This window comes from Sulfitobacter indolifex (genome assembly GCF_022788655.1).
Taxonomy (GTDB): domain Bacteria; phylum Pseudomonadota; class Alphaproteobacteria; order Rhodobacterales; family Rhodobacteraceae; genus Sulfitobacter; species Sulfitobacter indolifex.
In genome coordinates, this window is record NZ_CP084951.1 from 2,234,800 (window position 1) to 2,260,916 (window position 26,117).

At 62.4% G+C, this 26,117-nt stretch carries 22 protein-coding genes and 1 tRNA gene; 11 read left to right on the forward strand and 12 right to left on the reverse strand.

The genetic code is table 11. The annotated features are described in order from the left end of the window. The 3 genes from DSM14862_RS10895 to DSM14862_RS10905 are packed head-to-tail and all read right to left on the reverse strand — an operon-like array spanning window position 1 to window position 1,631. A complete protein-coding gene (locus tag DSM14862_RS10895) occupies window positions 1–369 on the reverse strand; it encodes a hypothetical protein (protein ID WP_007120746.1) in 369 nt (122 codons plus the stop codon). After that, window positions 362–949: an RNA polymerase sigma factor gene (locus DSM14862_RS10900; protein WP_113075749.1), complete on the reverse strand. Its 588-nt coding sequence runs from the start codon at window positions 947–949 to the stop codon at window positions 362–364. The genes DSM14862_RS10895 and DSM14862_RS10900 overlap by 8 nt, the downstream gene beginning before the upstream one ends. A gap of 55 nt (window positions 950–1,004) precedes the next feature. Beyond that, window positions 1,005–1,631 carry an EF-hand domain-containing protein gene (locus DSM14862_RS10905; protein ID WP_007120466.1) on the reverse strand — a complete coding sequence of 209 codons (627 nt, stop codon included), beginning with the start codon at window positions 1,629–1,631 and terminating at the stop codon, window positions 1,005–1,007. A 218-nt stretch (window positions 1,632–1,849) separates the two neighbouring features. On the opposite strand from DSM14862_RS10905, the gene DSM14862_RS10910 reads away from it, so the two are divergent. Then, the gene (locus DSM14862_RS10910; protein ID WP_007120467.1) at window positions 1,850–2,266 is read left to right on the forward strand and encodes a DUF983 domain-containing protein; all 417 of its coding nucleotides are present in this window, start codon (window positions 1,850–1,852) and stop codon (window positions 2,264–2,266) included. Window positions 2,267–2,308: 42 nt separating this feature from the next. Next, the gene (locus DSM14862_RS10915) at window positions 2,309–3,004 is read left to right on the forward strand and encodes an NUDIX hydrolase (RefSeq protein WP_007120468.1); all 696 of its coding nucleotides are present in this window, start codon (window positions 2,309–2,311) and stop codon (window positions 3,002–3,004) included. Here the strand turns inward: DSM14862_RS10915 and DSM14862_RS10920 are convergent. Genes DSM14862_RS10920 through DSM14862_RS10930 form a run of 3 tightly spaced genes read right to left on the reverse strand, consistent with a single transcriptional unit; the run spans window position 3,001 to window position 5,557 of the window. Beyond that, window positions 3,001–3,921 carry an EamA family transporter gene (locus DSM14862_RS10920; RefSeq protein WP_007120469.1) on the reverse strand — a complete coding sequence of 307 codons (921 nt, stop codon included), beginning with the start codon at window positions 3,919–3,921 and terminating at the stop codon, window positions 3,001–3,003. The genes DSM14862_RS10915 and DSM14862_RS10920 overlap by 4 nt on opposite strands. A 47-nt stretch (window positions 3,922–3,968) precedes the next feature. Then, window positions 3,969–4,514 (reverse strand): lipocalin family protein, encoded by a 546-nt coding sequence (locus tag DSM14862_RS10925; RefSeq protein ID WP_007120470.1) that lies wholly within the window; start codon window positions 4,512–4,514, stop codon window positions 3,969–3,971. Further along, the gene (locus DSM14862_RS10930) at window positions 4,514–5,557 is read right to left on the reverse strand and encodes an aldo/keto reductase (protein ID WP_007120471.1); all 1,044 of its coding nucleotides are present in this window, start codon (window positions 5,555–5,557) and stop codon (window positions 4,514–4,516) included. Before DSM14862_RS10930 ends, DSM14862_RS10925 begins: the two co-directional genes overlap by 1 nt. Window positions 5,558–5,711: 154 nt before the next feature. On the opposite strand from DSM14862_RS10930, the gene DSM14862_RS10935 reads away from it, so the two are divergent. Together DSM14862_RS10935 and metG are read left to right on the forward strand one after the other, a co-directional pair. Further along, window positions 5,712–6,935, forward strand: coding sequence for an MFS transporter (locus DSM14862_RS10935; protein ID WP_040701545.1), 1,224 nt, complete (start codon window positions 5,712–5,714; stop codon window positions 6,933–6,935). Between the two features lie 72 nt (window positions 6,936–7,007). After that, the gene (gene metG / locus DSM14862_RS10940; protein WP_007120473.1) at window positions 7,008–8,720 is read left to right on the forward strand and encodes a methionine--tRNA ligase; all 1,713 of its coding nucleotides are present in this window, start codon (window positions 7,008–7,010) and stop codon (window positions 8,718–8,720) included. A gap of 78 nt (window positions 8,721–8,798) precedes the next feature. Here the strand turns inward: metG and DSM14862_RS10945 are convergent, their stop codons facing one another. Beyond that, the gene (locus tag DSM14862_RS10945; RefSeq protein WP_131541695.1) at window positions 8,799–9,167 is read right to left on the reverse strand and encodes a PAS domain-containing protein; all 369 of its coding nucleotides are present in this window, start codon (window positions 9,165–9,167) and stop codon (window positions 8,799–8,801) included. Between the two features lie 423 nt (window positions 9,168–9,590). Between DSM14862_RS10945 and DSM14862_RS10950 the strand changes: the two genes are divergently transcribed. Then, window positions 9,591–11,126 (forward strand): MHYT domain-containing protein, encoded by a 1,536-nt coding sequence (locus tag DSM14862_RS10950; protein ID WP_007120475.1) that lies wholly within the window; start codon window positions 9,591–9,593, stop codon window positions 11,124–11,126. Between the two features lie 15 nt (window positions 11,127–11,141). Here DSM14862_RS10950 and DSM14862_RS10955 read toward each other — a convergent pair. Together DSM14862_RS10955 and DSM14862_RS10960 are read right to left on the reverse strand one after the other, a co-directional pair. Beyond that, window positions 11,142–11,228: transfer RNA gene (locus DSM14862_RS10955), tRNA-Leu, on the reverse strand. A 62-nt stretch (window positions 11,229–11,290) separates the two neighbouring features. Beyond that, window positions 11,291–11,767 (reverse strand): Lrp/AsnC family transcriptional regulator, encoded by a 477-nt coding sequence (locus DSM14862_RS10960; RefSeq protein ID WP_007120476.1) that lies wholly within the window; start codon window positions 11,765–11,767, stop codon window positions 11,291–11,293. 107 nt (window positions 11,768–11,874) lie between these two features. On the opposite strand from DSM14862_RS10960, the gene putA reads away from it, so the two are divergent. From putA to DSM14862_RS10980, 4 genes are all read left to right on the forward strand, one after another. Further along, window positions 11,875–15,291 carry a bifunctional proline dehydrogenase/L-glutamate gamma-semialdehyde dehydrogenase PutA gene (putA, locus tag DSM14862_RS10965; protein WP_007120477.1) on the forward strand — a complete coding sequence of 1,139 codons (3,417 nt, stop codon included), beginning with the start codon at window positions 11,875–11,877 and terminating at the stop codon, window positions 15,289–15,291. A gap of 27 nt (window positions 15,292–15,318) precedes the next feature. Next, window positions 15,319–16,470 carry an amidohydrolase gene (locus DSM14862_RS10970; protein ID WP_007120478.1) on the forward strand — a complete coding sequence of 384 codons (1,152 nt, stop codon included), beginning with the start codon at window positions 15,319–15,321 and terminating at the stop codon, window positions 16,468–16,470. 82 nt (window positions 16,471–16,552) lie between these two features. After that, entirely contained in the window at window positions 16,553–17,296 is a 744-nt protein-coding gene (locus DSM14862_RS10975; protein WP_243254248.1) for a rhomboid family intramembrane serine protease, read from the forward strand. Then, window positions 17,293–17,679 (forward strand): GFA family protein, encoded by a 387-nt coding sequence (locus DSM14862_RS10980; RefSeq protein ID WP_007120481.1) that lies wholly within the window; start codon window positions 17,293–17,295, stop codon window positions 17,677–17,679. Before DSM14862_RS10975 ends, DSM14862_RS10980 begins: the two co-directional genes overlap by 4 nt. On the opposite strand, the gene DSM14862_RS10985 is transcribed toward DSM14862_RS10980, so the two are convergent. The 3 genes from DSM14862_RS10985 to DSM14862_RS10995 form a co-directional block, all read right to left on the reverse strand. Next, the gene (locus DSM14862_RS10985) at window positions 17,676–18,728 is read right to left on the reverse strand and encodes a DUF2235 domain-containing protein (RefSeq protein WP_007120482.1); all 1,053 of its coding nucleotides are present in this window, start codon (window positions 18,726–18,728) and stop codon (window positions 17,676–17,678) included. The two genes, DSM14862_RS10980 and DSM14862_RS10985, sit on opposite strands and share 4 nt — an antisense overlap. A 16-nt stretch (window positions 18,729–18,744) precedes the next feature. Next, entirely contained in the window at window positions 18,745–21,042 is a 2,298-nt protein-coding gene (locus DSM14862_RS10990) for a xanthine dehydrogenase family protein molybdopterin-binding subunit (RefSeq protein ID WP_007120483.1), read from the reverse strand. A 72-nt stretch (window positions 21,043–21,114) separates the two neighbouring features. Then, the gene (locus DSM14862_RS10995; RefSeq protein WP_007120484.1) at window positions 21,115–22,275 is read right to left on the reverse strand and encodes a type III PLP-dependent enzyme domain-containing protein; all 1,161 of its coding nucleotides are present in this window, start codon (window positions 22,273–22,275) and stop codon (window positions 21,115–21,117) included. Between the two features lie 100 nt (window positions 22,276–22,375). Between DSM14862_RS10995 and DSM14862_RS11000 the strand changes: the two genes are divergently transcribed. Together DSM14862_RS11000 and DSM14862_RS11005 are read left to right on the forward strand one after the other, a co-directional pair. Beyond that, window positions 22,376–22,816: an Lrp/AsnC family transcriptional regulator gene (locus tag DSM14862_RS11000; RefSeq protein WP_040701566.1), complete on the forward strand. Its 441-nt coding sequence runs from the start codon at window positions 22,376–22,378 to the stop codon at window positions 22,814–22,816. 92 nt (window positions 22,817–22,908) lie between these two features. Further along, entirely contained in the window at window positions 22,909–25,842 is a 2,934-nt protein-coding gene (locus tag DSM14862_RS11005; RefSeq protein ID WP_007120486.1) for a valine--tRNA ligase, read from the forward strand. The last annotated feature ends 275 nt before the right edge of the window (window positions 25,843–26,117 follow it).

The following is a 26,117-nucleotide window of genomic DNA, read 5'->3' on the forward strand; positions in this document are numbered from 1 at the left end:
TCAACTTTCCTCCATGTCCCAACCGAAACCGCCGAACTCGATCTCCGTATCAACTTCAGCCGTATCGACCGTTTCAACATCCCACGTGCCAGAGACGAATTGCCCGGCAAGGTCCGGCATGCCATCGGGCGGCGCAACCCCGACCCAAATCCCGACGGCAGCTGCTGTGGCAAGACCACTTAGCCCCGCAGCACCACCGAAAAGCTGCCAGAGTGCCCGGTGCCACGGCAGTTTAAGCAAATTTGACTTGGGCATAAGGGCTTCGGCATCGGCCAGAATCCGCGCCTGCAAGTCAGCGGTGACCCGTGGCGGATTGGCGCGTGCCGCAGCAAAGAAATCTTCTAGTGCGTCGTCGTCAAAATCATTCATCGTCAAACCCCAATGCGTCCCGTTGCGCAGATAGCTGCGCCGCCAATGCCCGTTTGCCCCGCGCGGTCAGGCTTTCCACCGCTTCGACCCCAATGCCCAAGACCTCGGCAATTTCGGGGTTTGCCATACCGTCGATATGCCGCAGGACCACCGCTTGGCGCTGCCTTTCGGGCAAGGTGGCCAGCGCCTGTTGCAACGCATCCTCACGGGCCGCCTGCTGCATCTTTTGCGTCACACCCGGCGTCGGATCGGCCGGTTCGGCCACATCGTCCAGCCCCGCCGCCCCCGCACCGCGACGCCGCAGGCGGTCGGTGCAAAGGTTAGCCACAACGCGGTAGACCCAAGTGGTGACCTTGGCCTCTCCCGTGCGCCACTCGGGCGCCTGACGCCACAGCCGCAACATCGCTTCTTGGGCCACGTCCTCTGCCTCGGCGCGGTCGCCCAGAACCCGCAACGCATGGCCGTGAATGCGCGGCACCAGCCGGGTGGTCAACAACCGCGCAGCGGCTGCATCCCCGGTGGCGTAACGTTGCAACAACTCGGCATCCGCATCGCGCTGATCGTCGGACAAATTCTGCATCCCGTCCATGGCTACGGTTCGGGCGCGCTTTGATCAAGCGCGCCCGAAACATCATTTAGTCGCGCTGCGGCTTGTCATGGTCCATCTTGTGGCCCTTGCCGTGCCGTTTGCCATGCATTTTCGCTGCTTCGAACTCTTCGGCACTGATGCTGCCGTTGTCGTCTTTGTCCAGACGCTCGAACATCTTGGCGGGATCGTGGCGCTGCGTCATTTCTTCCATCGACAATTTGCCATCGTCATTGGTGTCCATACGCTCGATCATGCGCTCGCCACCTTTGTGACCGCGCTTGCCATCTTTTTTGCTGCCGTCCTTGTCGCCGCGTTTGTCACCGCGCATCTCGCCGTGTTTGCCCCCCATGGCTTCCAGTTCTGACGCATCGAGGCTGCCGTTGCCGTCGGTATCGAACCGCTCCAGCATCTTGGCGGCACGCTCAGCGTGGCGCGCTTCGCCTGCAGCTTTCATCTCTTCAGCCGTCACGAAACCGTCGCCATCTGCATCAACCTTAGCAAAACGCGCCTCAGCGTGGGCCTGAAACTCTGCCTGTGTGATCTCACCGTTGCCGTCAGCGTCAAGCTGCTGGAAGGGGTTCTGACCGCCGCTCTGCTGTGCGAAGGCAGCTGCACCACCGAGTGCCAGCAAACCGCTGAGAGCTGCGATCTTCATGTTTGTACGAATGGTCATCTTGATACTCCTCGTTTTTTAAAGACCGTCTCACGCTTTTGCGCCGCGATCACAGGGTCAAACGGCTGGCGTCAGAACTTCCGTCGCTGGATTGCGAAATTTTTTCAAAAAACCGGCAAGGCCCCGCCCCCTGCGCGACATGGCGCCGCAAGGACGGCCTCAAGTCTTTTCATTTCACGCCCCAACCTGCATCTACCTCTCAACCAGAGGATCGCCCCATGTCACAGACACAGCAATTGTCCCCCGACACCGTAGACGCGCATGACAGCGAAGAGCGGGCCCGCCTGCCCGCAATGTTGCGTGGTTGGCGTGGCAAATGCCCTTCTTGCGGGGGCGGGCAGTTGCTGCACGGCTATCTTAAGGTGAATGACGACTGTGCTGCCTGCCGTCAGGAATTCCATCATCACCGCGCGGATGATGGCCCGGCCTATCTGACCATTTTGCTGGTCGGTCACCTGCTGGCCCCGGGTCTGCACATCGCCTTTGTTGTCTGGCGGCCCGAGCCTTTGACCCTGTTCACCATTTTTGCGGTTGGCTGCACGGCGCTGTCCCTCTACCTTCTGCCCAGACTGAAGGGGGCCATGATCGGCTTTCAATGGGCCAAAAGGATGGGCGGCTTCGGCGGCACCACCTAACGCGGCCCGCCCTTCGGCCCCTGATCGCCGGAGCATCGCCGCATGACCATCGACAAGACCCAAATCCGCAACGCCGCCACGGTGATCGTGCTGCGTGATCGCCATGTGACCCCGCATATCCTGATGGGGCAGCGGGGGGCCAAAGCGGCGTTTATGCCGAATAAATTCGTCTTTCCCGGCGGCGCTGTCGATGCGAGCGATGCACGCGTGCCGCTTGCTGCCCCGGTGAACGCTCTGTGCCACGGCAGGCTGTGCGATGATGCCGAACCGTCCTTGGCCCATGCCATCGCCGTCGCCGCCATTCGTGAGCTCTGGGAAGAAACGGGTCTGGTGCTGGGCCGCAAAGGCGGATGGGAGGGCGATGTGCCCGCCGATTGGAACAGCTTCGCCGCCACGGGGCACCTGCCCGACGCCTCCGCGCTACAATTCGTGTTTCGGGCGCTGACCCCACCGGGCCGTCCGCGCCGTTTCGATGCGCGGTTCTTCCTCGTGGATGCCGAAGACATTGCCAGCGACCCCGATGATTTCGACGCCGCCTGTGATGAGCTTTCGCATCTGCAATGGGTGCCGCTAAGCCGGGCGCGGTCCTTTGACATGCCGTTTATAACCGAGGTTGTGCTGGCCGAAATCACGGCCCGTGCGCGCGACACAAACCCGCCCGCGTCGGTGCCATTTTTCAAAAACAACGACGAAGAAAGCCTGTTCCTACGTCTGCATGGCCGCCCGATGACGGGTTAAGTCACCAGCACCAGCATCATGATCGACAGCGCCAACACGGCCATGCCCGCCCATTCGCGGCGCGATATATGCTCGCGGAAAAACAGTGTCGATGCGGCGATGCTCAGCATCAGCTCCACCTGCCCCAAGGCCTTCACATAGGCCGCGTTTTGCAAAGTGAAGGCGATGAACCAGCATAACGATCCGCCCATCGACGTCAGCCCGATCCAGACCGCCACGCGGCGCGCGGCCCAAACCCGGCGCATCTGCCCCGGTTCGCGCAGCCGCAGCCAGACAGCCATGATCAGCGTTTGCATCAGCACCACTGCCGCCAGCGTCACGCCCGCGCGCAGCAGCGGATCGTCAGAGACCACGGCCAGTGACGCGCCGCGATAACAGACCGCCGAAATCGCAAAGAGAAAGCCCGAAGCGATTCCCAGCCCCGCCGCACGGTTGCGCAGATCGGCAAGGCGCAGCCCTTTTGCCTCGGCCCCGCCCGAGAGCAGCAACAGCCCGACCACGCCAAGCGCGATGGCGGCAAACCCCGCGCCCGAGACGCCTTCGCCCAGCACGATCCACCCCATCAGCACGGTCTGGATCACTTCGGTCTTCTTAAAGGTGATGCCCACGGCAAAGTTGCGTTGCTTGAACAAGAGCACCACGCAGACCGTCGCCATGATCTGCGCCGTGCCGCCCATCACCCCATAAAGCCAGAACCCCGGCCCGAGTACGGGCAGCCCCTGCCCGCTAAGCCCCAGATAGAGCGGCAGCAGCAAAGCCACGAAAGGCGCGGAGTAGAGGAAACGCGAAAACGTCGCCCCGCCCGCCGAAAGCATGTCGGACGCCAGATGCTTTTGCAGCATGAACCGCCCGGTCTGAAAGACAGCGGCGGCAAGGGTGACGAGGATCCACAGATCGGGGGTGAAAATACTGTCCATAACAGCCTATAGGCCGAAGCCGGGCAGCAGTGCCAGTGCTGGTACGGTCAGCGCCTCACTTGCAAGGCGCTGATGTCATAGCCGTTGAAATCCAATATCTCTTGCGCCGCGGTGATCCGGTCCTCGCCCCCTGTCGCCTGACGGTCGAGGATCCAGCCATAGCCCCCCTCGGGGCTGCCGACGACGGCGGTGCGGAACCCCTCGTCAACCCAAAGCACCCAGAACGCGCGCTCTGCCCCGCCCACGGCGGCACGCATCGTGTAACGCCCCGGCCCTTGTTCGTTCAGCGCCCAAAGGTCGCGCCGGTCGGTGCAGACCCCGGCGGCATCGCACGCCCCTCGGGTCTCGATCAAAGTCGGCCCCTGCGGCGCAAAGGTCACCGCGCGCAGATTGGCGTCCCCCGGAAAGGCCGCACGAACCTGCCAATCGCCGCCAAACCGCGCCGCGTCATAGCGGCTGGTGGCCCCGATCAGCGCGTCTGCGTTGCGAAAACCGGTCTGCACTGGGGGCGGTTCGCTGCGGTTGCAGGCCGCCAAAGTGGCCAACAACAAAAGCACGGAGGCACGGCGCACCCAAGGGATTAAACGGCCCATCAATAAGGCATCGGATGGGTTTTATGCACCGCATCAAGATCGGCCATCACCTCATCACTCAGGGTCAGGTCCGCCCCGCCAAGCGCAACATCAAGCTGCTCAAGGCTGGTCGCGCCAAAGATAACCGAACCCATGAAGGGCCGCGTATCACACCACGCCAGCGCCATCTGCACCGGGTCCAGCCCGTGTTTCTCGGCCACATCGAGGTAGGCCGCGACCGCCTCAAAAGCGCGCGGCGTGATGCGGCCGCCCAAATCTTCATTCAGCGAAAGACGCGATCCGGCGGGGACCTTCCCGCCCTGATATTTCCCGGTCAGCAGCCCCGCAGCGAGGGGCGAGAACGCCAGCATGTCGATCTGCTCATTCACGCAGGTCTCAGACACATCGGTATCCGCCAGTCGGCACATCAGCGAATATTCATTCTGCACCGAGATGGGGCGCGGCCCGCCCGTACGCTCAGCCACGGCAGCCCATTGCGTCAGCCCCCAAGCGCTTTCATTGCTCAAACCAAAAGCGCGGATCGTGCCGCGCTCGACCTCGCGCTGGAGCGCGCCGAGGGCGTCCTCCATATGGGCGATGGTCTCGGCCCGGTTCTGGCCGGACGGGTCAAAGGTCCAATTCTTACGGAACATATAGCTACCGCGGTTGGGCCAGTGGAATTGATACAGGTCGATATAATCCGTCTGCAAGCGCTTCAGCGACCCTTCGATGGCACCGGGGATCGTATCGGATGAGATCGGCGCACCGTCGCGGGCATGTTGCATCCCCTCGCCGGAGTGTTTGCTGGCCAAGACCACCTCGTCACGGCGTTTATCGCGGGCGACCCACTGGCCGATGATCTCTTCCGTCCGGCCAATCGTCTCGGCGCTGATCGGGTTCACCGGATACATCTCGGCCGTGTCGATGAAGTTGATCCCGGCCTCCAGCGCGCGGTCGATCTGCGCATGACCTTCCTCGGCGGTGTTCTGGGTGCCCCATGTCATGGAGCCCAGACAAAAACGCGAGACCTCGATATCGCTTGAGCCGAGCTTTTTCATCTTCATCTTGTGGTCCTCGCTTGTGATTTGTCCGCAACCTAGCCGCCTGCCGCGCCTTCGCAAGGGCAATTGCCAAGCGCCCATCCTTCGACCCCGGCAAAAGCATAATATGGGTGCATTCTCCCTTCCCCTCGCCCGGCAATGGACGCAATGTGCGCTCATGCGCCTGCTCATTTCCTTCGCCGCCCTCTTCTTTTCGGTCATCCTCCTGCAACTCTCTACCGGAGGTGTGGGGCCGCTCGACGTGCTCTCGGGGCTGCAACTTGATTTCTCACGGCAGGAAATCGGTATGCTCGGCTCGGCGCATTTTCTGGGCTTTTTTATCGGCTGCTGGTGGGCGCCCCGACTGATGGGCAGCGTCGGACACAGCCGCGCTTTTGCCGCCTTCACCGCCGCCGGAGCCATCGGGCTCATGGCGCATATGATGGTCGTGGACCCTTACGCTTGGGCGCTGATGCGGGTGGCATCGGGCATGTGTGTGGCGGGGTGCTATACGGTGATCGAAGCGTGGATGCAGGCCAAAGTCACCAATGAGACCCGCGGGCGCACGATGGGGGTCTACCGGGTGGTCGACATGAGCGGTTCGCTCGCCGCGCAGTTGATCGTTGGTATCTTAGCCCCTGCTGCATACGTCTCTTACAACCTGTTGGCCATCATCTGCTGCGCTGCACTTCTGCCGCTCACTCTCACTAAAGTCCGCCCACCTGAAACGCCAAACCAGCCACGGCTGCGCCCGCGCCTCGCCTTTGACCGTTCGCCCTTGGCGGCGGCGGGCGTTGTGGTCGCGGCGGTCTCTAGCGCGTCTTTTCGGATGGTTGGGCCGATCTACGGGCAAGAGGTAGGATTGAGCGCCACCCAGATCGCATGGTTCCTCGCCGCTTTCGTGCTGGGCGGAGCTTTGGCGCAATATCCAATGGGCATGCTGGCCGACAAATACGACCGCCGTTGGGTCTTGATTTGGCTGTCGGTCGCGGCGATGGGAGGCTGCGCCGTCACTGTGATGGGCGCGGGCTATGGCACGGCGGGGATCATGCTCTCGGCAGGCCTCTTCGGGGCCACGACCTTTCCGATCTATTCGGTCTCTGCCGCCCATGCCCATGATTTTGCCAGTTCCGATGAACGGGTGGAGCTTTCCGCCGCCTTGATGTTCTTTTTCGCGGTGGGGGCCATCGGCGCGCCCTACCTTGCCTCTGTGCTAATCGACGGCTTCGGCGCATCGGCGTTGTTCGTGATGATCGCAGCAGCGCATGGGGTTTTGGTGATCTTCGGCCTTGCGCGGATGCGCGCCCGCCCCACACGGACCGACCGCACGCCCTACGTCTACGCCCCCCGGACCACCTTCCTCATCGGGCGGCTCTTGGGCCGTACGCGGGACCGAAACTAGACTATTCCCGTCTTTTGCTGGCAACAGCGCAGCCCTTGCGATAAGGCTGCGCCAAGCACCGGGAATATAGATATGACACGCCACCTCATCACCTCCGCCATCCCTTATATCAACGGGATCAAACATCTGGGTAACCTCGTGGGCAGCCAGCTGCCTGCCGACCTTTACGCCCGCTACCTGCGGGGGCGAGGGCAAGAGGTTCTGTTCCTTTGCGCCACGGACGAGCACGGCACCCCAGCCGAACTGGCTGCCGCGAAAGCAGGCAAACCGGTCGAGGACTATTGCGCCGAAATGTATGCCGTTCAAGCCCGCATCGCCGAAGGGTTCGGCCTGTCGTTTAACCACTTTGGCCGCTCCTCCAGCGTGCAAAACCGCAAACTGACGCAGCATTTCGCGGGGGCATTGGCGGATCAGGGGCTGATCGAAGAAGTCTCGCAGCGCCAAATCTACTCGCCCACCGATGGCCGCTTCCTGCCCGACCGCTATGTCGAAGGCACCTGCCCCAATTGCGGGTTCGAGGACGCGCGGGGCGACCAATGTGACAATTGCACCAAGCAGCTTGACCCCGAAGACCTGATCAACCCGCGCTCTACCATCTCGGGTGCGACTGATCTTGAGATGCGCGAGACCAAGCACCTGTTCCTGCGCCAGAGCAAACTGAAGGACGAGCTGGACGATTGGATTAACTCCAAGACCGACTGGCCCGTGCTGACCACCTCCATCGCCAAGAAATGGCTGCATGACGGCGACGGGCTGCAAGACCGGGGCATCACCCGCGACCTAAGCTGGGGCGTGCCGGTGAAGCGTGGCGATCAGGACTGGCCGGGCATGGAAGGCAAGGTCTTCTACGTCTGGTTCGACGCGCCCATCGAATACATCGCCTGCGCGCAGGAATGGGTCGATGCGGGCAAAGGCAGCGATTGGGAAAGCTGGTGGCGTACCGACAAGGGCGCGGATGACGTGCGCTATACCCAGTTCATGGGCAAGGACAACGTCCCCTTCCACACGCTCAGCTTCCCGGCCACGATCAAGGGCTCGGGCGAGCCTTGGAAGCTGGTGGATTACATCAAGTCGTTCAACTACCTGACCTATGATGGCGGGCAGTTCAGCACTTCGCGCGGGCGCGGTGTCTTTATGGACCAGGCGCTTGAGATACTGCCGGCGGACTACTGGCGCTGGTGGCTGCTGAGCCACGCGCCCGAAACCTCGGACGCGGAGTTCACATGGGAAAACTTCCAAGCGTCGGTGAACAAGGACCTCGCGGACGTGCTGGGCAATTTCATCAGCCGGATCACCAAGTTCTGCCGCTCTAAATTCGGCGAAGCGGTGCCGGAAGCCGGGGAATACGGCGAGGCCGAACAGGCGTTGATCGAAGACATCACCGCCCGCGTCGCGCGGTATGAGACGCTGATGGAGGCGATGGAGGTCCGCAAATCCGCCGCCGAACTGCGCGGCATTTGGGCGGCGGGGAACGAGTATCTGCAAGCCCAAGCGCCTTGGACCACCTTTAAAACCGATCCCGACAAGGCCGCCGCCCAGGTGCGTTTGGCGCTGAACCTGATCCCGCTCTACGCGGTGCTTTCCGCGCCCTTCATCCCAAGCGCCGCCGCTTCGATGCTAGAGGCGATGAAAGTCGCAGATATGCCTTGGCCCGACGATGTGCCTGCGGCCCTCGGCAAACTCGCCCCCAATCATGCTTTTGAAGTGCCCGAAGTGCTCTTTGCTAAAATTAGCGATGAGGATCGAGAGAATTGGTCCGAACGATTTGCAGGCAAGCGAGACTGACCTGAAACGATAGAACAGCGGCGCATGGCTATGGGTCGCTGTTCTACTCAAACGGTCACGTTTTAGGCCATCCCCCCCTCAATGTGGCAGCGCGCGTTTTGCTTGGTGCCCATGCGCGACCTCAACCATAGACCTCGGGCTGTTTGCCGCACCCCCTGCGCCGGTAAACCGGATGCCGCATACCTCTCCACCGGGGCCCAGCATCGGGGTGAACTGGCCTTCGACGATCCGGGCTGTCTCTTCCCCCGGAAGCATCTCGAAACAGCCGTACTGTTGTTTGCCTTGCACGATCCGCAGCAACAGCGTGCTGATTTCCGCCCCATCACTCAGACGGGGGCCGAAAAGATCCGCGATGTATTCGCCAATCAAGCTATCCCCGAGCCCATAGGTTACACCGCACGCCTCCTCGTTGGCATGCTGCACCAAACAGGTTTTAGAAAATTCCACCAAAATTTCAGCGGAGGTAACTTTGATACTCGAATGGGCCCGACCGGCCCTATCCCCCGTGGGTGGTGCTCTCTCCGCAATTGTTGAGACTGCACCGGCCCCCCGCCACTCGGCACCAGAAACCCGCCGCTGAGGGCGCCTTGACTTCACACGCGAAGAGAACCATTTCGACACGCGCCTTCCCCAGCCGGATTTCTGAAAGATAAATCTTTGCAATTGGTTACCAAACCACACTGCGACCGTTGTTCCAGCCATGGCGCCCCCTTCTGCCTGTCCAAGGTCCGCTGACCGCTGCCCGACGATGGCTACCAGCCGCGTCTTACGACCGGGTTAATGAGATGGCACAGTGTAAACGTACAGGAGCCTTATTTTCGCCCTATTAGGACAGCAGTTAATGAAGTCTTAACATACGATTGGATTTAAATGCTCCGGGTCGCTCACACCATTCATCAAGATCATGACCTCGGGCTTGTTCTGTTGGCAGCACTGCTTTGTCTATTTGGCAGTTGGGTTGTCTCGCGGCTGTATCACCATGTTCTCGAGCAGCCGCGCGCGCAGGCGATGATCTGGTGTTACCTCACCGCCATGACGGCCGGGGTCACGATCTGGTGTACCCACTTCATCGCCATCCTCGCCTATCAGCTTGATGCACCTGCGACTTTTCATTTCTCATTGACCTTTCTGTCGCTGATCATCGCCATCATCGGCTCGACTTTGGGCGTTGTCATCGCGGGTTTGGGCAAGTCGCCCCGCACGACGATCCTTGGGGGAACCATCTTTGGACTGGCGATTTCCGCCATGCATTACACTGGCATGGTTGCCTATCGGGTGCAGGGCACCATCAATTGGGACGTTGAGTATCTCACGGCCTCGGTGATCATCGCGATCGTTCTGACGACACTTGCACTCGGCGCGGCAAGGCGCGAAGTGCGAGCCAGTGTCTTGTCGATGACCGCGCTCTTGGCCTCGGCTATTATTCTGTTGCATTTTACCGGTATGGCCGCCTTTCAGGTCACACCTCTTACCGCGCAGCCGGTCTATGCCAATCCAGTTGAATACCAACTGATCGCACTGATCATCGCAGGCACTGCCGCCATGATCACCCTTGCCGCGCTCTTTAGCTATGTGGTTGAGAACCGAACCCGCAATGAAAGCATCGAAGAGCTGCGCCGTGCCCGTGATGCCGCAGAAAGTGCCAGCCGCGCAAAATCGGAGTTCATGAGCGTCTTGAGCCATGAACTGCGCACCCCCCTCACCATCGTCATCGGCTATGCCGGCTTTCTGTCCGAATTAAAGCGACACAACCTGGCCAAGCTTTCCCCAGAAGAAAAACCAGCGTCCGAGCATTTCACCAAAATGGGCGATCAGGCGGAGCTCTACGGCCAGCGCATTAAGTTTGCAGGCGGGCAATTGTTAACCATTATCAATGACATCCTAGACTACACAAATATGGAGTTGAACGACCTCGCCCTGGACAAGGCTGCGTTCGACACGCGCGCACTCTTGGAAGAAGTGGTGGAGGAGCATAACGGCGCAGCGCATGACAAGTCAGCCACGCTGCACATCGATACCCTACCCCTTAACGTCATCGCCGACCGTCGCCGTAGCGTGCAAGTTCTCAGCCATATTGTGGGGAACGCACTGAAATTCTCAAAGGCACGCGACATCTATCTGCGTGCGCGGCCTCATGTGGACGGGTTCTGCTTTGAGGTGGAAGATAACGGCGTGGGGATCGCGGAAGAGGACTTTGAGCGTATTTTTGAAGCCTTCACCCAAATCGAAGACGCCGATGACCGTGCTGAAGGCGGCACCGGCTTGGGGCTGGCCATCTGCAGGAAACTGGCGCGTGCGCATGGGGGCGATATTTCGGTCAAAAGCACCCTTGGCCGCGGCACGACCTTTACCGTCTTCATCCCCGGCACCCCGCAAGTGGCGGAACCTGCGGCGCTGGCGGCGTAATCGACGGTTAAAAAGTGGTGCGGGCGGTGGGACTCGAACCCACACGGGGCTACGCCCCAACAGATTTTAAGTCTGGTATGTCTACCATTCCATCACGCCCGCATCGTGGCGCACAATAGCCATCACGCGGGCGGTGTAAATGGGCGAATGCCCTTGGCCACGGGTCAAGCCGTATCGGCCAGCATCGTTTCTTTCACAGCTTCCATCGCCACGTAGGTCGACGTGCTGGCCACATGCGGCAGGGTCGAGATCACCTCTCCCAAAAACCGCCGGTATTCAGACATGCTGCGCGTGCGGACTTTGATAAGATAGTCGAAATGGCTCGCGATCATATGCGCCTGCTCAATCTCTGGCACTTTGGCCACGGCAAGGTTGAACGCCCGCAGCGCTGCCTCGCGCGTGTCATTCAGCCGAACTTCGACAAAGGCCACATGGTCGAGCCCCAGACGGATCGGATCCAAAAGCGCGCGGTAGCCGAGGATCACGCCGCTTTCCTCTAACCGGCGCAGGCGCGCTTGGGTGGGGGATTTCGACAGTCCGATGCGCCGCGCAAGGTCGGTGATGCTGATGCGGCCATCTTCGGCCAGTACCGATAGAATCGCGCTGTCGAACCGGTCCAGATCGAAAAGTTCATTTGCCATGCGATAACCCCAAACTTTAGACGTATCGGCTGATAAATCGATTATCTTCAGTCGAAACTCCCGCCCATCATGCGGTATTCTGGGTCAAACATCAACTGGATCTTGCCATGGCCCTCGATCACGCCCCCGCCCTTCGCCAAACCATCGATGCGCGCACCTACGCCGACCCTGATGCGATGCTGACCGAGCTTAAGGCCCAGGCCGATCTTTCGGCCGAGGATCGCGCCCAGATCACTGCCGATGCGGCGGGTCTTGTCCGTGGCATTCGCGACACTTCGGCACCCGGCATGATGGAAGTTTTCCTCGCCGAATACGGTCTCAGCACGGATGAAGGCGTGGCGCTGATGTGCTTGGCCGAAGCCCTGCTGCGCGTGCCTGACGCCGATACGATTGACGCGCTGATCGAAGACAAGATCGCCCCCTCGGACTGGGGTCGCCACATGGGGCATTCGACTTCCAGCCTCGTCAACGCCTCGACATGGGCGCTGATGCTGACGGGCCGTGTGCTCGACGACGACCAGCCCGGCCCCGTGCGCCACCTGCGCGCCGCAATCAAACGTCTGGGCGAGCCGGTGATCCGTACCGCCGTCAGCCGCGCCATGCGCGAGATGGGCCGTCAATTCGTTCTGGGCGAAGACATTCACGCCGCGATGAAACGCGCGAAGGGGATGGAAAAAAAGGGCTTCACCTATAGCTACGACATGCTGGGCGAAGCGGCGCGGACTGAGGCCGATGCCAAACGCTACCACCTCAGCTATTCCCGCGCGATCTCTGCCATTGCCGACGCTTGCACCCATGACGATATCCGCAAAAATCCCGGCATTTCGGTGAAACTCTCGGCCCTGCATCCGCGCTATGAACTGGCGCAGGAAGCGGCCGTCATGCGTGACCTGGTGCCGCGTTTGCGCGCACTGGCACTGCTGGCGAAGTCGGCGGGCATGGGGCTTAACATCGACGCCGAAGAAGCCGACCGTCTGGCGCTGTCGCTCGAAGTTATCGACACGGTGATGGGCGAGCCCGCCTTGGCCGGTTGGGACGGTTTCGGTGTGGTGGTGCAGGCCTATGGCCCCCGCGCGGGCACGGTGATCGACACGCTTTATGACATAGCGACGCGCCACGACCGCCGCATCATGGTGCGTCTGGTGAAAGGTGCCTATTGGGACACCGAGATCAAACGCGCACAGGTCGAGGGGATCGACGGCTTCCCCGTCTTCACCCGCAAGGCCGCTACGGACGTGAGCTACATCGCCAACGCCCGCAAACTGCTGAACATGACAGACCGCATTTACCCGCAGTTCGCCACGCACAACGCCCATACGGTTGCCGCCGTCTTGCACATGGCAGACGACCCGGAAGCCTACGAGTTTCAGCGTCTGCACGGCATGGGCGAGACCCTGCATGACATCGTGATGCAGAAACACGGCACCCGCTGCCGCATCTACGCCCCCGTCGGCGCGCACCGCGATCTGCTGGCCTATTTGGTCCGGCGTTTGCTTGAGAACGGCGCGAACTCCAGCTTTGTGAACCAGATCGTCGATGAGAACGTGCCGCCAGAAGTCGTGGCCGCTGATCCATTTGACCAGTTGCAGGACAGCGCACCGACAATCCCACGCGGCCCGGAAGTGTTCCAGCCGCAACGCGCCAATGCCAAGGGCTTTGATCTGGCGCATAGTCCGACCCTTGCGGCCATCGAAAAGGCCCGCGCGCCCTTTGCAGACGCCACATGGACCGCCGCGCCAATCCTCGCGGGCGACGCCAACCCAGAGGCGGAAGAGACCGTCAGCAACCCGACCGGCGGCACCTCTCCCGGCACGGTGCAGCCCGCCTCCGACGCCGATGTCGCCACGGCGCTCGACAATGCCGCCGCTTGGGATGCGCCGCTTGACACCCGCCGCGCCTGCCTGCTCCGCGCCGCCGATATGTTCGAGGAACGCTACGGCGAGATCTTCGCCATCCTCGCCCGCGAAGCTGGCAAAGGTCTGCCCGACTGTGTGGCCGAGTTGCGCGAAGCAGTAGACTTTCTGCGCTACTACGCAGGCCAAGCCACCAACACGCCGCCCTCAGGCATCTTCACCTGCATTTCGCCGTGGAATTTCCCGCTGGCGATCTTTTGCGGGCAGGTCACAGCGGCGCTGGCGGCTGGCAATGCCGTGCTGGCCAAACCGGCAGAGCAAACCCCGCTGATCGCCAAACTCGCCGTCGAAGTGCTGCATGAAGCGGGGGTGCCGCGCTCCGCGCTGCAACTCCTAACGGGTGGCGGCAAGGTCGGCGCGGCGCTGACCGGCGATGCCCGCATTAACGGCGTGGCCTTCACCGGTTCCACCGCCACCGCCCTGCGCATCCGCGCCAACATGGCCGAACATTGCGCCCCCGGCACCCCGTTGATCGCCGAGACGGGTGGCCTTAACGCCATGATCGTCGACAGCACGGCCCTGCCCGAACAGGCGGTGCAAGCTATCGTCGAAAGCGCCTTCCAATCGGCAGGCCAACGCTGCTCTGCGGTGCGCTGCCTCTATGTCCAAGAGGACATCGCCGAAGACCTAATCCGCATGCTCACGGGTGCCATGCAGGCGCTCAACATGGGCGATCCGTGGCATCTGTCGACCGATGTCGGCCCCGTCATCGACGACACCGCACGCAAAGGGATTGTCGAGCATATCGAAGCCGCCCGCACCGAGGGCCGCGTCATCGCGGACCTCAAAGCGCCCGAGGGTGGCACCTTCGTCGGCCCTGCAATCCTGCGGGTGAATAGCATTGCTGACATGAAGCGCGAAATCTTCGGCCCCGTTCTGCATGTGGCGACCTTCAAGAGCCATGAGCTCGACGCCGTGATCGACGCGATCAATGCCACCGGCTATGGGCTGACCTTTGGTCTGCACACGCGCATTGACGACCGGGTGCAGCATGTCTCTGAGAGGATTGAGGCGGGGAACATCTACGTCAACCGCAACCAGATCGGCGCAATCGTGGGAAGCCAACCCTTTGGGGGCGAAGGACTTTCCGGGACCGGGCCAAAGGCAGGCGGACCGAACTACCTGCCGCGTTTCTCGGCACCCGACCATCAGGACGCCGCTGGCACATGGGACAGCGCAGAGACCAAGCTCCCCGCCCTGCCCGCGCATCAGCCGATTGTGCTTGAGACCCAGTCGATGCCCGGCCCGACCGGAGAGAGCAACCGCCTCTCGACCCTGCCCCGCCCTGCGCTGTTGTGCATGGGACCGGGGGCCGAGACGGCTGCCGCGCAAGCCAAAGCCGTGCGCGCGCTTGGTGGTGTCGCGGTTGAGGCGACAGGTCAGATCGACCCTGAGGCGCTCACAACCGGCCCGGCCTATGGCGGTGTGCTGTGGTGGGGCGATGACGATGAGGCACGCAAGATCGACCAAGCGCTGGCGGCCCGCGATGGGGCGATCATCCCGCTGCTGCGCGGCCTGCCTAACACCGCACGTGTTCGCGCAGAGCGTCATGTCTGTGTTGACACCACAGCCTCGGGCGGCAATGCACAGCTCTTGGGAATGATGGCCTAAGATAAGACGCGAAAATGGAGGAGCGCCATGCTGACGAACAGCGACATTGAAGACCTGACGCAGTTTCGCAGGGCGCTCCACCAATACCCCGAAATCTCGGGCGAAGAGATTGAGACCGCACGGACCATCGCGGCGGAATTGAAGAAACTCAGCCCCACCCGCATTCTGATGGGTCTGGGCGGGCATGGTGTTGCAGCGGTCTTTGACAGCGGCGCGCCCGGCCCCACGGTGCTGTTTCGCGCTGAGCTAGATGCCCTGCCGATCCCCGAAGAACATGACATCCCATGGGTGTCGAAAGTGCCGGGCAAAAGCCATGTCTGCGGCCACGATGGCCATATGACCATGCTTCTGGCCCTTGGCCGTATTATCGCGCGACAGCCGGTTGCCAAGGGCCGCGTCGTGCTGATGTTCCAACCAGCCGAGGAAGACGGCAGCGGCGCACGGGCGGTGGTGAACGACCCCGCCTATGCCGAGATCGCCGCCGATTTTGCCTTTGCCATCCATGTCGAACCGGGCCGCCCCTTCGGTCATGTCGATACGGCCCCCGCCCTGATCAACTGCGCCTCCAAGGGCGTCGCCGTGACCCTCCGCGGCAAGACCGCCCATGCTGCCAGCCCCGAAGACGGCTCCTCCCCCGCCCCGGCGCTGGCCGAGTTGATCCCCGCGCTGCAAGCGCTCGGCCCCGGCGGGGCGCTCGATGATGGCTTTCGCCGTGTCACCCTCACCCACCTGCGCATGGGCGAGCCGACATTTGGCGTGGCCCCGGGCGAGGCAGTGCTATACGCCACCCTGCGCACCACCCGCGACGACGCCCTAGCCGAGATTGAAGAAGCCCTGCGCGCCGAGGTCGCCCGCGCCGCCGAAGCCCACCGGCTGACGGCGGAATTTGCGGAATCCGACCATTTCGCCGCCTCCATCAATGACCCCGAGGCCTACGCCATCGCCGCCGCTGCGATGGACGCGCTTGGCGTGTCGCACGGGCAGAAAAACTTGCCGATGCGCGCTTCTGAGGATTTCGGCCTGTTCGGGCGCGACGCCAAGGCGGCGATGCTCTGCCTCGGCCCGGGGGAGGATTACGCCGCGCTGCACAATCCTGACTACGATTTCCCCGATGATCTGATCCCCATCGGTGCGGGTATTTTCGAACGGATTGCGCGGGATTTGCTCGGCACGGCTTGACAGATGCCCCGGCGGGCGCAGCTAACTGCGGTAATCCCCGCGCCGCTTGACGCGGTGCAAGATTTGGCAAAGGCTGGCCCGAATGTTCCCGATCCGCGACCACAACCCCTCGGGCCGCACGCCCTATGTCACCTATGCGCTGATGGCGGTGAACATCGGGGTATTCCTGTCCTATCTGTCGCTGATGTCGGATGAGCGCGCTTTGGGTGAGTTTTACTATAGCTATGCCCTGTTGCCCGCGCGGCTGAGCCATGGGGAGGGGTATTTCGGCCTCATCACCTCGCAATTCCTGCATGGCGGCTGGATGCACCTGGCCGGTAACATGCTGTTTCTGTGGATCTTCGGCGACAATGTCGAAGATGAAATGGGACACGGGCGCTATCTTCTTTTCTACCTCGCCTGTGGCATCGCGGCGGGTCTGGGCCAAGTCGTGACAGAGCCACTCTCGTGGGTGCCTATGGTCGGTGCCTCGGGCGCGATTGCCGGGGTGATGGGGGGCTATCTTCTGCTTTTCCCACGGGCGAAAGTCGACATTCTGGTTATTTTCATTGTCTTTTTCCGCATCTTCGCGATCCCTGCGTGGATCATGTTGGGGCTGTGGTTCGGCATGCAGTTCATCGGCGGCATCGGGGCCACACCCGGCACCGGCGGCGTGGCCTATTGGGCGCATTCGGGCGGGTTCATTGCCGGGCTGGTGCTGGCCCTGCCGCTTTGGCTACGCCGCGGCGGTTTCGCCTTTTGGCGACAGACCGACGGCCACCCGCCCCATGCCGCCTCAAGGTATGACCTGAACGAAAGCCGCATTCCCAAGGTAGGACGCAAATGACTGAAACCTCCGAAACCCGCCGCGCCTCTTGCCACTGTGGGGCTGTGGTGATCGAAGCGCTGTTCCCGCGCGGTCTGGCCTCGGCTTCGCGGTGCACCTGTTCGTTTTGTCGGCGTCGTGCGGCAGCCACTGTGACAGCCGTGGCTGAGAGCGTGACCATACTGAAAGGCGCCGAAAACCTAACGCTTTATACTTGGGGCACCCATACGGCGCAGCATTATTTCTGTAAGACCTGCGGCATCTACACCCACCACCGCCGCCGTTCGAACCCCGATGAATGCGGTGTGAACCTCGGTGCCATCGAAGGGGTTTTGCCCTGGGAGATGGAGCCGCTGCCCTATAGTGACGGCATCAACCACCCATCGGACCGCAAGGGCACCTAGAGGCTAGAGATCACCCCCTGCATCCGCGCCAGAAGCCCCGATTGCGGCTCTACCTGCGCGCGGCGCTGATCCACGCTTTCGTGCAGCCGCTCTGACGGGTCGGCCCCCACCACCCGGCGGCGGCGGGTCACCAGCATTTTTCCGTAGCCACGCCACTGCCCGATGGAGGGCGCGGTGGGGTCTTGTTCAAACCGCGCAGCCCAGCCTTCCGGCAGCGGCAGACCGCTGTCTTCCATCCGCGACAGCAGCCAGACCAGTGGGATATTGGCCAAGGGCCGCGCCGCTTCATGACCGCCTAACTGACCGCCGATATCGCCGTGGGTGCCGGGGAACCAGACCTGCTCCAGCCGTCCGGCGTAGCCTTCGGGCGTGGTCCACATCACCGGCGCATAGGAGATGCGGGATTCGTTCAGCGCCAGCGCCTGAAACCCGTTCTTCACGATGCCGCTCAGATCATGGTTGTGGAACATATGCAGCGGTTGCGAGAGCCGCCAAAAGAGCGGTGCATTGACGCCAAGCGATTTCACCGTGTCCCAGACGCCAATCGCTTCAATCTCAACTTGTGGGTGGCAATTGGCTTTGGCAAACAGCGCCCCGGCTTTGCTCAAGGATTGAGCCTCGTAATGGCGGTAGACATCGCGGATGTTGCGCTCGGTCGCGACCTCGGCGCGCAGAAGGCCCACCCGGTCGATCACCCCGGCGAGCGAGCGTACGGCATAGCCGCCCCGCGAATAGCCCATTAGGTAAATCCGGTCTCCGGGTCGGTAGCGCGAGGCGAGATAGCCATAGGCGCGCCGGATCTGTCGGTTGATACCGCGCCCCATGATCACATCGCGTGCGCTGCGCCAGTCGCGCCACTGCAAGCCCGGCTCATAATAGATCGACAAGGCGCTGCCCATCTCGCGGCAAAGCCCATAGGCTAGCCCCGCGTTGGTCTCGCTCCCGGCGTCGAGCGAGGACATGGTGCCATCAAGTATGATAACATGGGTCACCGCCCCCCGGCGCGGGCCGAAGTCAGTCGCAGGCCGCCGCCAGAGCCGCCCGAACACCCGTTGAAACAGGGTTTTACTCGGCTGCGATTGCGGCACCTTGCAGCATCTCCCAGACCCGGTGCGGGGTGAAAGGCATATCCGCCTGCCGCACACCGCGTTCCCAAAGTGCGTCTTGCACTGCGTTCGACACCGCCGCGAGCGCGCCCACGGTCCCGGCCTCACCGCAGCCCTTCATGCCCATAGCGTTGGCGGTCGAGGGGACAGGCTCAGACGTGAATGAAATCATCGGCAGATCAGCGGCGCGTGGCATGGCGTAATCCATGAAAGTCGCGGTCAGAAGCTGGCCGTCTTCGTCATAGACAACCCGTTCCTGCACCGCTTGACCAATGCCTTGGGCGACCCCGCCGTGCACCTGCCCTTCGGCGAGCATCGGGTTGATCAGATTGCCAAAATCATCGACCACCGTGTAGCGGTCAAGCGTGACAACGCCCGTTTCAGGATCAATCACCACCTCGGCCACATGCGCCCCGTTGGGATAGCTGCGCCCCGGCAGGCTGGCGCGTTCATCATGGGTTAATAAGTCTTCCCGGCCCTTGGCACGGGCCATCTCGGCCACCTCCAGCATGGTGGGGCTGACGTTTGACCCTTCGGCGCGGAAGCGTTCGTCGTCGAAGGAGATATCGCGGGCGTTCACGCCCAATTCTTCGGCCAAAAACGCCGTGAACACCTCCGTAATCTTCGCCACAGTGGCCAAGGTCGCCGTGTTCTGCGTGGTGACCGAACGCGAACCTCCGGTGCCGCCGCCCTTTTTAATCAGGTCACTATCGCCCTGCACAACGCGGATTTGCTCAGCCGGAATACCAGTCTGATCCGACAGGAACTGCGCATAGACCGTTTCATGCCCCTGTCCGTTACTTTGAGTGCCGACATAGATCGCCACGCTGCCATCCTCCTCAAAGACCACTTTGGCCCCTTCGGAAGGATCGCCCAGAATGCTTTCGATATAGTAACACAGCCCCTGTCCCCGCAGCAGGCCGCGTTTGGCGTCCGCAGTACGGCGGGCATTGAACCCCTTGCGGTCGGCCTCTTCGCCCGCGCGGGTCAGCAAGCGCGCGAAATCGCCCACGTCGTAAAGCTCACCCGTGGCGGTGGTATAGGGAAACTGGTCCGGTTTGATGAAGTTGATCCGCCGCAGTTCCCACGGATCGATGCCCAACTCTCGGGCCGCGCGGTCCATCAGACGCTCCAGCACATAGATCGCCTCGGGCCGCCCCGCGCCGCGATAGGCATCGACCTGCACGGTGTTGGTGTAATAGCCCTCCACATGCAGATAGGTGTCTTGCACGTCATAGACGCCCATCAAGACCTTAGAGAACAGCGTCGACTGGATCGGCTGGCCGAACTGGCTGTTATAGGCCCCGAGGTTGCAGCGCGTGTCGACGCGGTAGGCAGTGATCTTGTGATTTTCGTCAAAGGCGAACTCGGCCCATGACACCAGATCGCGCCCGCCGTTGTCGGTCAGCATCGCTTCCGTCCGCTCCGACATCCAGCGCACCGGGCGGCCCAGCGCCCGTGCGGCTTGAGCGATGCAGAAGTACTCAGGGTACGTCATCGCCTTCATGCCAAAGCCGCCGCCGACATCGGGGTTTGTCACGCGCACGTCGTCTTCGCTCAGACCAAAGGCTTTGACAAAGAAGTTCTTATGCGCCCAGACCCCCTGCCCGCCCAGCGCCACATGCAATCGGCCATCGGCCCATTCCGCATAGCAGCCGCGCGGCTCCATCGAATTGACGATGATGCGGTTGTCGCCGACCTCCAGCTTGACGCGGCGCGCGGCCTTGGCAAATGCCGCCTCAACCTTGGCCTCATCACCCATGCCCCAGTCAAAGGCGCGGTTGTCGGGGGCCTCGGTGTGCAATGTCTCGCCACCGGGGGTGAGGTCCATCTTGGCAGGTAGGTCATCAGCGTCGAAAAGGATCAACTCGGCGGCGTCGCGCGCCTGTTGCAAGGTATCGGCCACGATCAGTGCCACCGGCTCGCCCACATAGCGCACCCGGTCTTTCGCGAGGATTGGCCGCAAAGGTGCGGCCCCTTTGCTGCCGTCGCGGTTATCAACAACCGTATGTGGCAAATCGATATTCATTCCCGCCGCTTCCAGATCGGCGCAGGTCAGCACCAGATGCACGCCCTCCGCTTCGCGGGCATCGCTCACGTCCAACTCGGTGATCACCCCATGGGCCACGGGCGCGCGGAAAAAGACGCCCTGCAGTGCGTCCCGGGGTGCGATGTCATCCACATAGCGGCCATCGCCGGTCAGAAAACGGTGGTCTTCCACCCGTTTGACCGGCTGGCTTTTCCCGAACTTCTCCATCTGACGCTGCCCCTACTGCCCTTAGTGCTTCAGGCCAACAGTAGCGGGCAGCGCGTCAGTGTCCAGAGGGGCTCAGGCCGCCGCGCGCTTGACCTCATCCCCAAGCCCCGAGACCAGCTCAACCCGGCCCAGCCCGTAGCCGTTGAAGGCCGTGGACATGGCAATTGAATAGGCCCCCATGCCGCCGAACAACAGGTAATCGCCGGTCTGCGCATCCTCAGGGAGCGGTAGGCCATCGGGCAAACGGTCGAGCGAATCGCATGTTGGGCCAAAGACAACGCGCGGTTTAGGCGCACCTTGGCGCAGCGCGCCGTCGGGGCCGACCACGTCCACCAGACCCGACAGGCCCATATCCCGCAGATCGGGCAAGCCACCATAGATACCGTCGTTGAGGAAGACCGTCCGCCCCTCATTGCGCATCCCCTTGATACGGGTCGCCAATACGGCCGCATCAGCCACCATCGCCCGGCCCGGTTCACACAGCAGCGTCGGAGCCTCCGCGCCAAAACTCTCAGCCAGCGCCGCTTTCACCGCAGCAAAAACCGCCCGGTGATCCGGCGCATCAAAGCCGCGGTCTACGGCGAAACCACCACCAATGTTCATCCGTTTGATCGAGACATCCGCCATCCGCAGGATGTCCGCCGCCGCATGGACATATTGCACCCACGCCTGCGGGTCATTGCATTGCGTGCCGGGGTGGAAACACAGCGAAGGGGTGAACCCCATCTCCACCACCGCACGCAGCAAGGCTGCCGCCTGCGCCGGTGCCGCGCCGAATTTCGAGCCGAAGTCATAGGCCGCCCCCTTGACCGGCAGGGCAAAGCGCACCGCCACTTCATTGTCGCGCGGCACGTCGTGGAGCTTGGCCAGTTCGGACATGTCATCGATCGACCAACTGTAGACGCCCGCCACGATCCCTGCTTTGACCTCTGCCGTTGAGCGGACGGGGTTATTATAGTGCAGCACCGCCTGCGGACAGACCGCGCGGACCGCTGCCATCTCGGCCGGGGAAGCCACATCGAAACTGGTGATGCCCGCCGCCACGAGGTTCGACAGCACCTCGGGTCGGTCATTGGCTTTGACCGCATAGGTCACCAACCCGTCGAAATCCGCCTGAAAGCGCCGCGCCGTGGCTTGCAGCACCGAAGGGGCAAGGAACAGCACCGGCGCGTCGGGGCTGTGTTTCGCCAGATAGGCGGCGGGCGTGGCGGAAAGGGGGGCGGTATGCTGCATGATGGCCTCCTGTTTGCTTTCCCCCAGTGAACCGCGAATTTCGGTCGATTCATCGTGTCAAACCGCCTATACTGACGGAAACTTTCGGCAGAGTGACGACATGGCACATCAAATCGACGACACTGACCGCGTTTTGATCGCGGCACTTCAATCCAACGCCCGCCTGCCGGTCGCTGATCTGGCCCGCAGTCTTGGGCTTGCCCGCACCACCGTTCAAGCCCGGCTTGAACGGCTAGAGCGCAGCGGTGCCATCGTCGGCTACACCCTGCGCTTGGGTGAAGCCGCCCGCGCCCCGCTGCACGCCACGGCTTTGGTCAATATCGAATTGCGGGCCGGTCCCGCCGTGCTGGCCCGGCTGCGCAGCCTGCCCGGCGTGCAGGTCGTCCATACCACCTCGGGCCGTTTTGACCTGCTGGTGCAGATCGCCGCGCAAACCACGCAGGAACTGGACGAAACCCTCGACCGGATCGGCGAGACACGCGGCGTGAAGGGCAGCGAAAGCCTCATTCATCTCAGCACCAAGATCGACAGGCGCGGCTGACCCTACCCCGCCTCGCCCAAAGCCCTCTGTCAGGGGTCTTTCCCTCACCGCGCCAGACCGCTAAACGGGGCGCAACAAAAGGGATCATGACCATGGCACTCGAAAAGACCTTCAACGCCGCCGAGGCGGAAAGCCGCATCTACGCCGATTGGGAGACCAAGGGCGCGTTCAAAGCGGGCGCAAATGCGCAGCGTGACGAGCATTTCTCGGTGATGATCCCGCCGCCGAATGTCACTGGCTCGCTGCACATGGGCCATGCCTTTAACAACACACTGCAGGATATCCTCGTGCGCTGGCACCGCATGCAGGGCTTCGACACGCTCTGGCAGCCCGGCCAAGACCACGCGGGCATCGCCACGCAGATGGTGGTGGAGCGCGAGTTGGCCGCCACGGGCCAGCCGGGTCGCCGCGAGTTGGGCCGTGAGGCGTTTACCGCCAAGGTCTGGGAGCAGAAGCAGAAATCCGGTGGCACGATCATCGACCAGCTGCGGCGCTTGGGCGCCTCCTGCGACTGGTCGCGCAACGCTTTCACCATGTCCGGCGCGCCCGGAGCCCCCGAGGGCGAAGAGGGCAATTTCCACGATGCCGTCATCAAGGTCTTCGTGGATATGTACAACAAGGGTCTGATCTACCGTGGCAAGCGGCTGGTCAACTGGGACCCGCATTTTGAGACCGCGATCTCCGACCTTGAGGTGGAAAGCACCGAAGTTGATGGCCACATGTGGCACTTCAAATACCCCCTCGCAGGCGGTGCGACCTATACCTACGTCGAGAAGGACGAGGACGGTAACGTGCTGTTCGAAGAAGAGCGCGATTACATTTCCATCGCCACCACGCGCCCCGAAACCATGCTGGGCGACGGCGCGGTCGCGGTTCATCCGTCGGATGAGCGTTATGCCTCAATCGTTGGAAAGCTCTGCGAAATTCCCGTGGGCCCGAAAGAGCAGCGCCGCTTGATCCCGATCATCACCGACGAATACCCGGACAAGAATTTCGGCTCCGGCGCGGTCAAGATCACCGGCGCGCATGACTTCAACGACTACGGCGTCGCCAAGCGCAACGGCATCCCGCTCTATGCGCTGATGGACACCCAAGGCCAGATGCGCGCCGATGGCCTGCCCTACGATGAGGCCGCCGCCCGCGCCCAGGCGATTGCCGACGGGTCGGAAGCCGCCCCCGAGGACGCGACCGAGATCAACCTGGTGCCAGACGCCTATCGCGGTCTCGACCGGCTCAAAGCCCGCAAGCGCGTGGTCGAGGACGTGACCGCCGAAGGCCTCGCCGTGATGACCGAGGCAACTGATCCCCGTCTTGGCCGCGCCGCTCTGAAAGCCCCGGTTGAGCCCGGCGAAGGCGGCGAGATGCGCACCGAGGAAGAGAACCTCGTGCCGCTGATCGAGGCCAAGAAGATCATGCAACCCTTCGGCGACCGCTCCAAAGTGGTGATCGAGCCGATGCTGACGGACCAGTGGTTCGTTGCCACCGACAAGATCGTCCAACCCGCTATTGATGCTGTGCGTTCGGGCGAAGTTACGATCCTCCCCGAGCAGGACCGCAAGGTGTATTTCCACTGGCTGGAGAACATCGAGCCTTGGTGCATCTCGCGTCAACTGTGGTGGGGGCATCAGATCCCGGTGTGGTTCGACGATGAAGGCAATGAGTACTGCGCACCGACCGAGGCCGAGGCGCAGGCTATGGCCCCCGGCAAGACGCTGCGCCGCGACCCCGACGTACTCGACACATGGTTCTCCTCCGGCCTCTGGCCCATCGGCACGCTGGGCTGGCCCGAGCAGACGGCGGAGCTTGAAAAATACTTCCCCACCTCCGTGCTGGTGACCGGCTTTGACATCATCTTCTTCTGGGTCGCCCGGATGATGATGATGCAATATGCCGTGGTCGATCAAAAACCCTTCGACACCGTCTATGTCCACGCGCTGGTGCGCGACGAGAAGGGCAAGAAGATGTCCAAGTCTTTGGGCAACGTGCTCGACCCGCTGGAGTTGATCGACGATTACGGCGCGGATGCCGTGCGCTTCACGCTGACCTCAATGGCAGCGATGGGGCGCGATCTGAAGCTCAGCACGCAACGTATTGCAGGCTATCGCAATTTCGGTACCAAGCTGTGGAACGCGCACCGCTTTGCCGAGATGAACAACGTCTTTGACAGCATGCCCGCCGCGATGCCGCAGCCACAGGCCACGCTGAACAAATGGATCGTCGGCGAGACTGCCCGCATCCGCGAGGAAGTGGACGCCGCCCTTGGCAACTTCCGCTTCAACGACGCGGCCAATGCGCTTTATGCCTTTGTCTGGGGCAAGGTCTGCGACTGGTATGTGGAGCTCTCCAAGCCGCTGTTGCAAGACGACGCGCCCGAGGCGGCCGAGACCCGCGCCACCATGGCTTGGGTGCTGGAGCAATGTCTGGTGCTGCTGCACCCGATCATGCCCTTCATCACCGAAGAGCTGTGGCAGACCACCACCAAGCGCGAGCAGCTCTTGGCCCTGACCGATTGGCCGACCTACACCACCGCTGATCTGTTGGATTCAGAAGCCGACCGTGAGCTAAACTGGGTGATCGGCCTGATCGAAAGCATCCGCTCCGCGCGCCAGCAAATGCATGTGCCCGCCGGGCTGAAGGTGCCGATGCTCGTCACCGAGATGGACGCAGCCGCCCAAGGGGCATGGGACCGCAATGAGGTGATGATTAAGCGCCTCGCGCGGGTCGAGAGCCTTGAGAAGACCGACAGCTTCCCCAAAGGCACCGTGTCGATCGCAGCACCGGGGGCCAGCTTTGGCCTTCCACTGGCCGGGTTGATCGACATCGACGCCGAGAAGGCACGTCTGCAAAAGTCGCTCGATAAGCTGGGCAAAGAGATCGGCGGTCTGAAGGGGCGTTTGAACAACCCCAAATTCGCAGCCTCTGCCCCGGAAGAGGTTGTCGCAGAGGCGCAGGCCAATCTGGACGCGCGCCAGGAAGAGGCGGACCAGTTGCAGGCGGCGTTGGACCGCCTTGCCGAACTGGGGTGAAGATTTGGGCGTGGTGGTCTTGCTGCCACGCCTTCAACGCGACACGAGCCGGGCAGCGCCAGACCGGGGGATGGCGCTCACCCGTTATCAGTTAGGCAGTTTATGCCTGCTGCACATATGAGCGGCCTACAGGACAGCACTCCGACTGCAAAAGCGCCAGCCCGCTGGGCCGGTCTGGCGCTGCCCGGCGGCCTTGCGGCCTTGATTCCGGGCTGTTGCGCATTCCGCGGATGGCGCGCAAGCCGGGCGGTGCAAGACCGCGGGGTGGCGCTCTA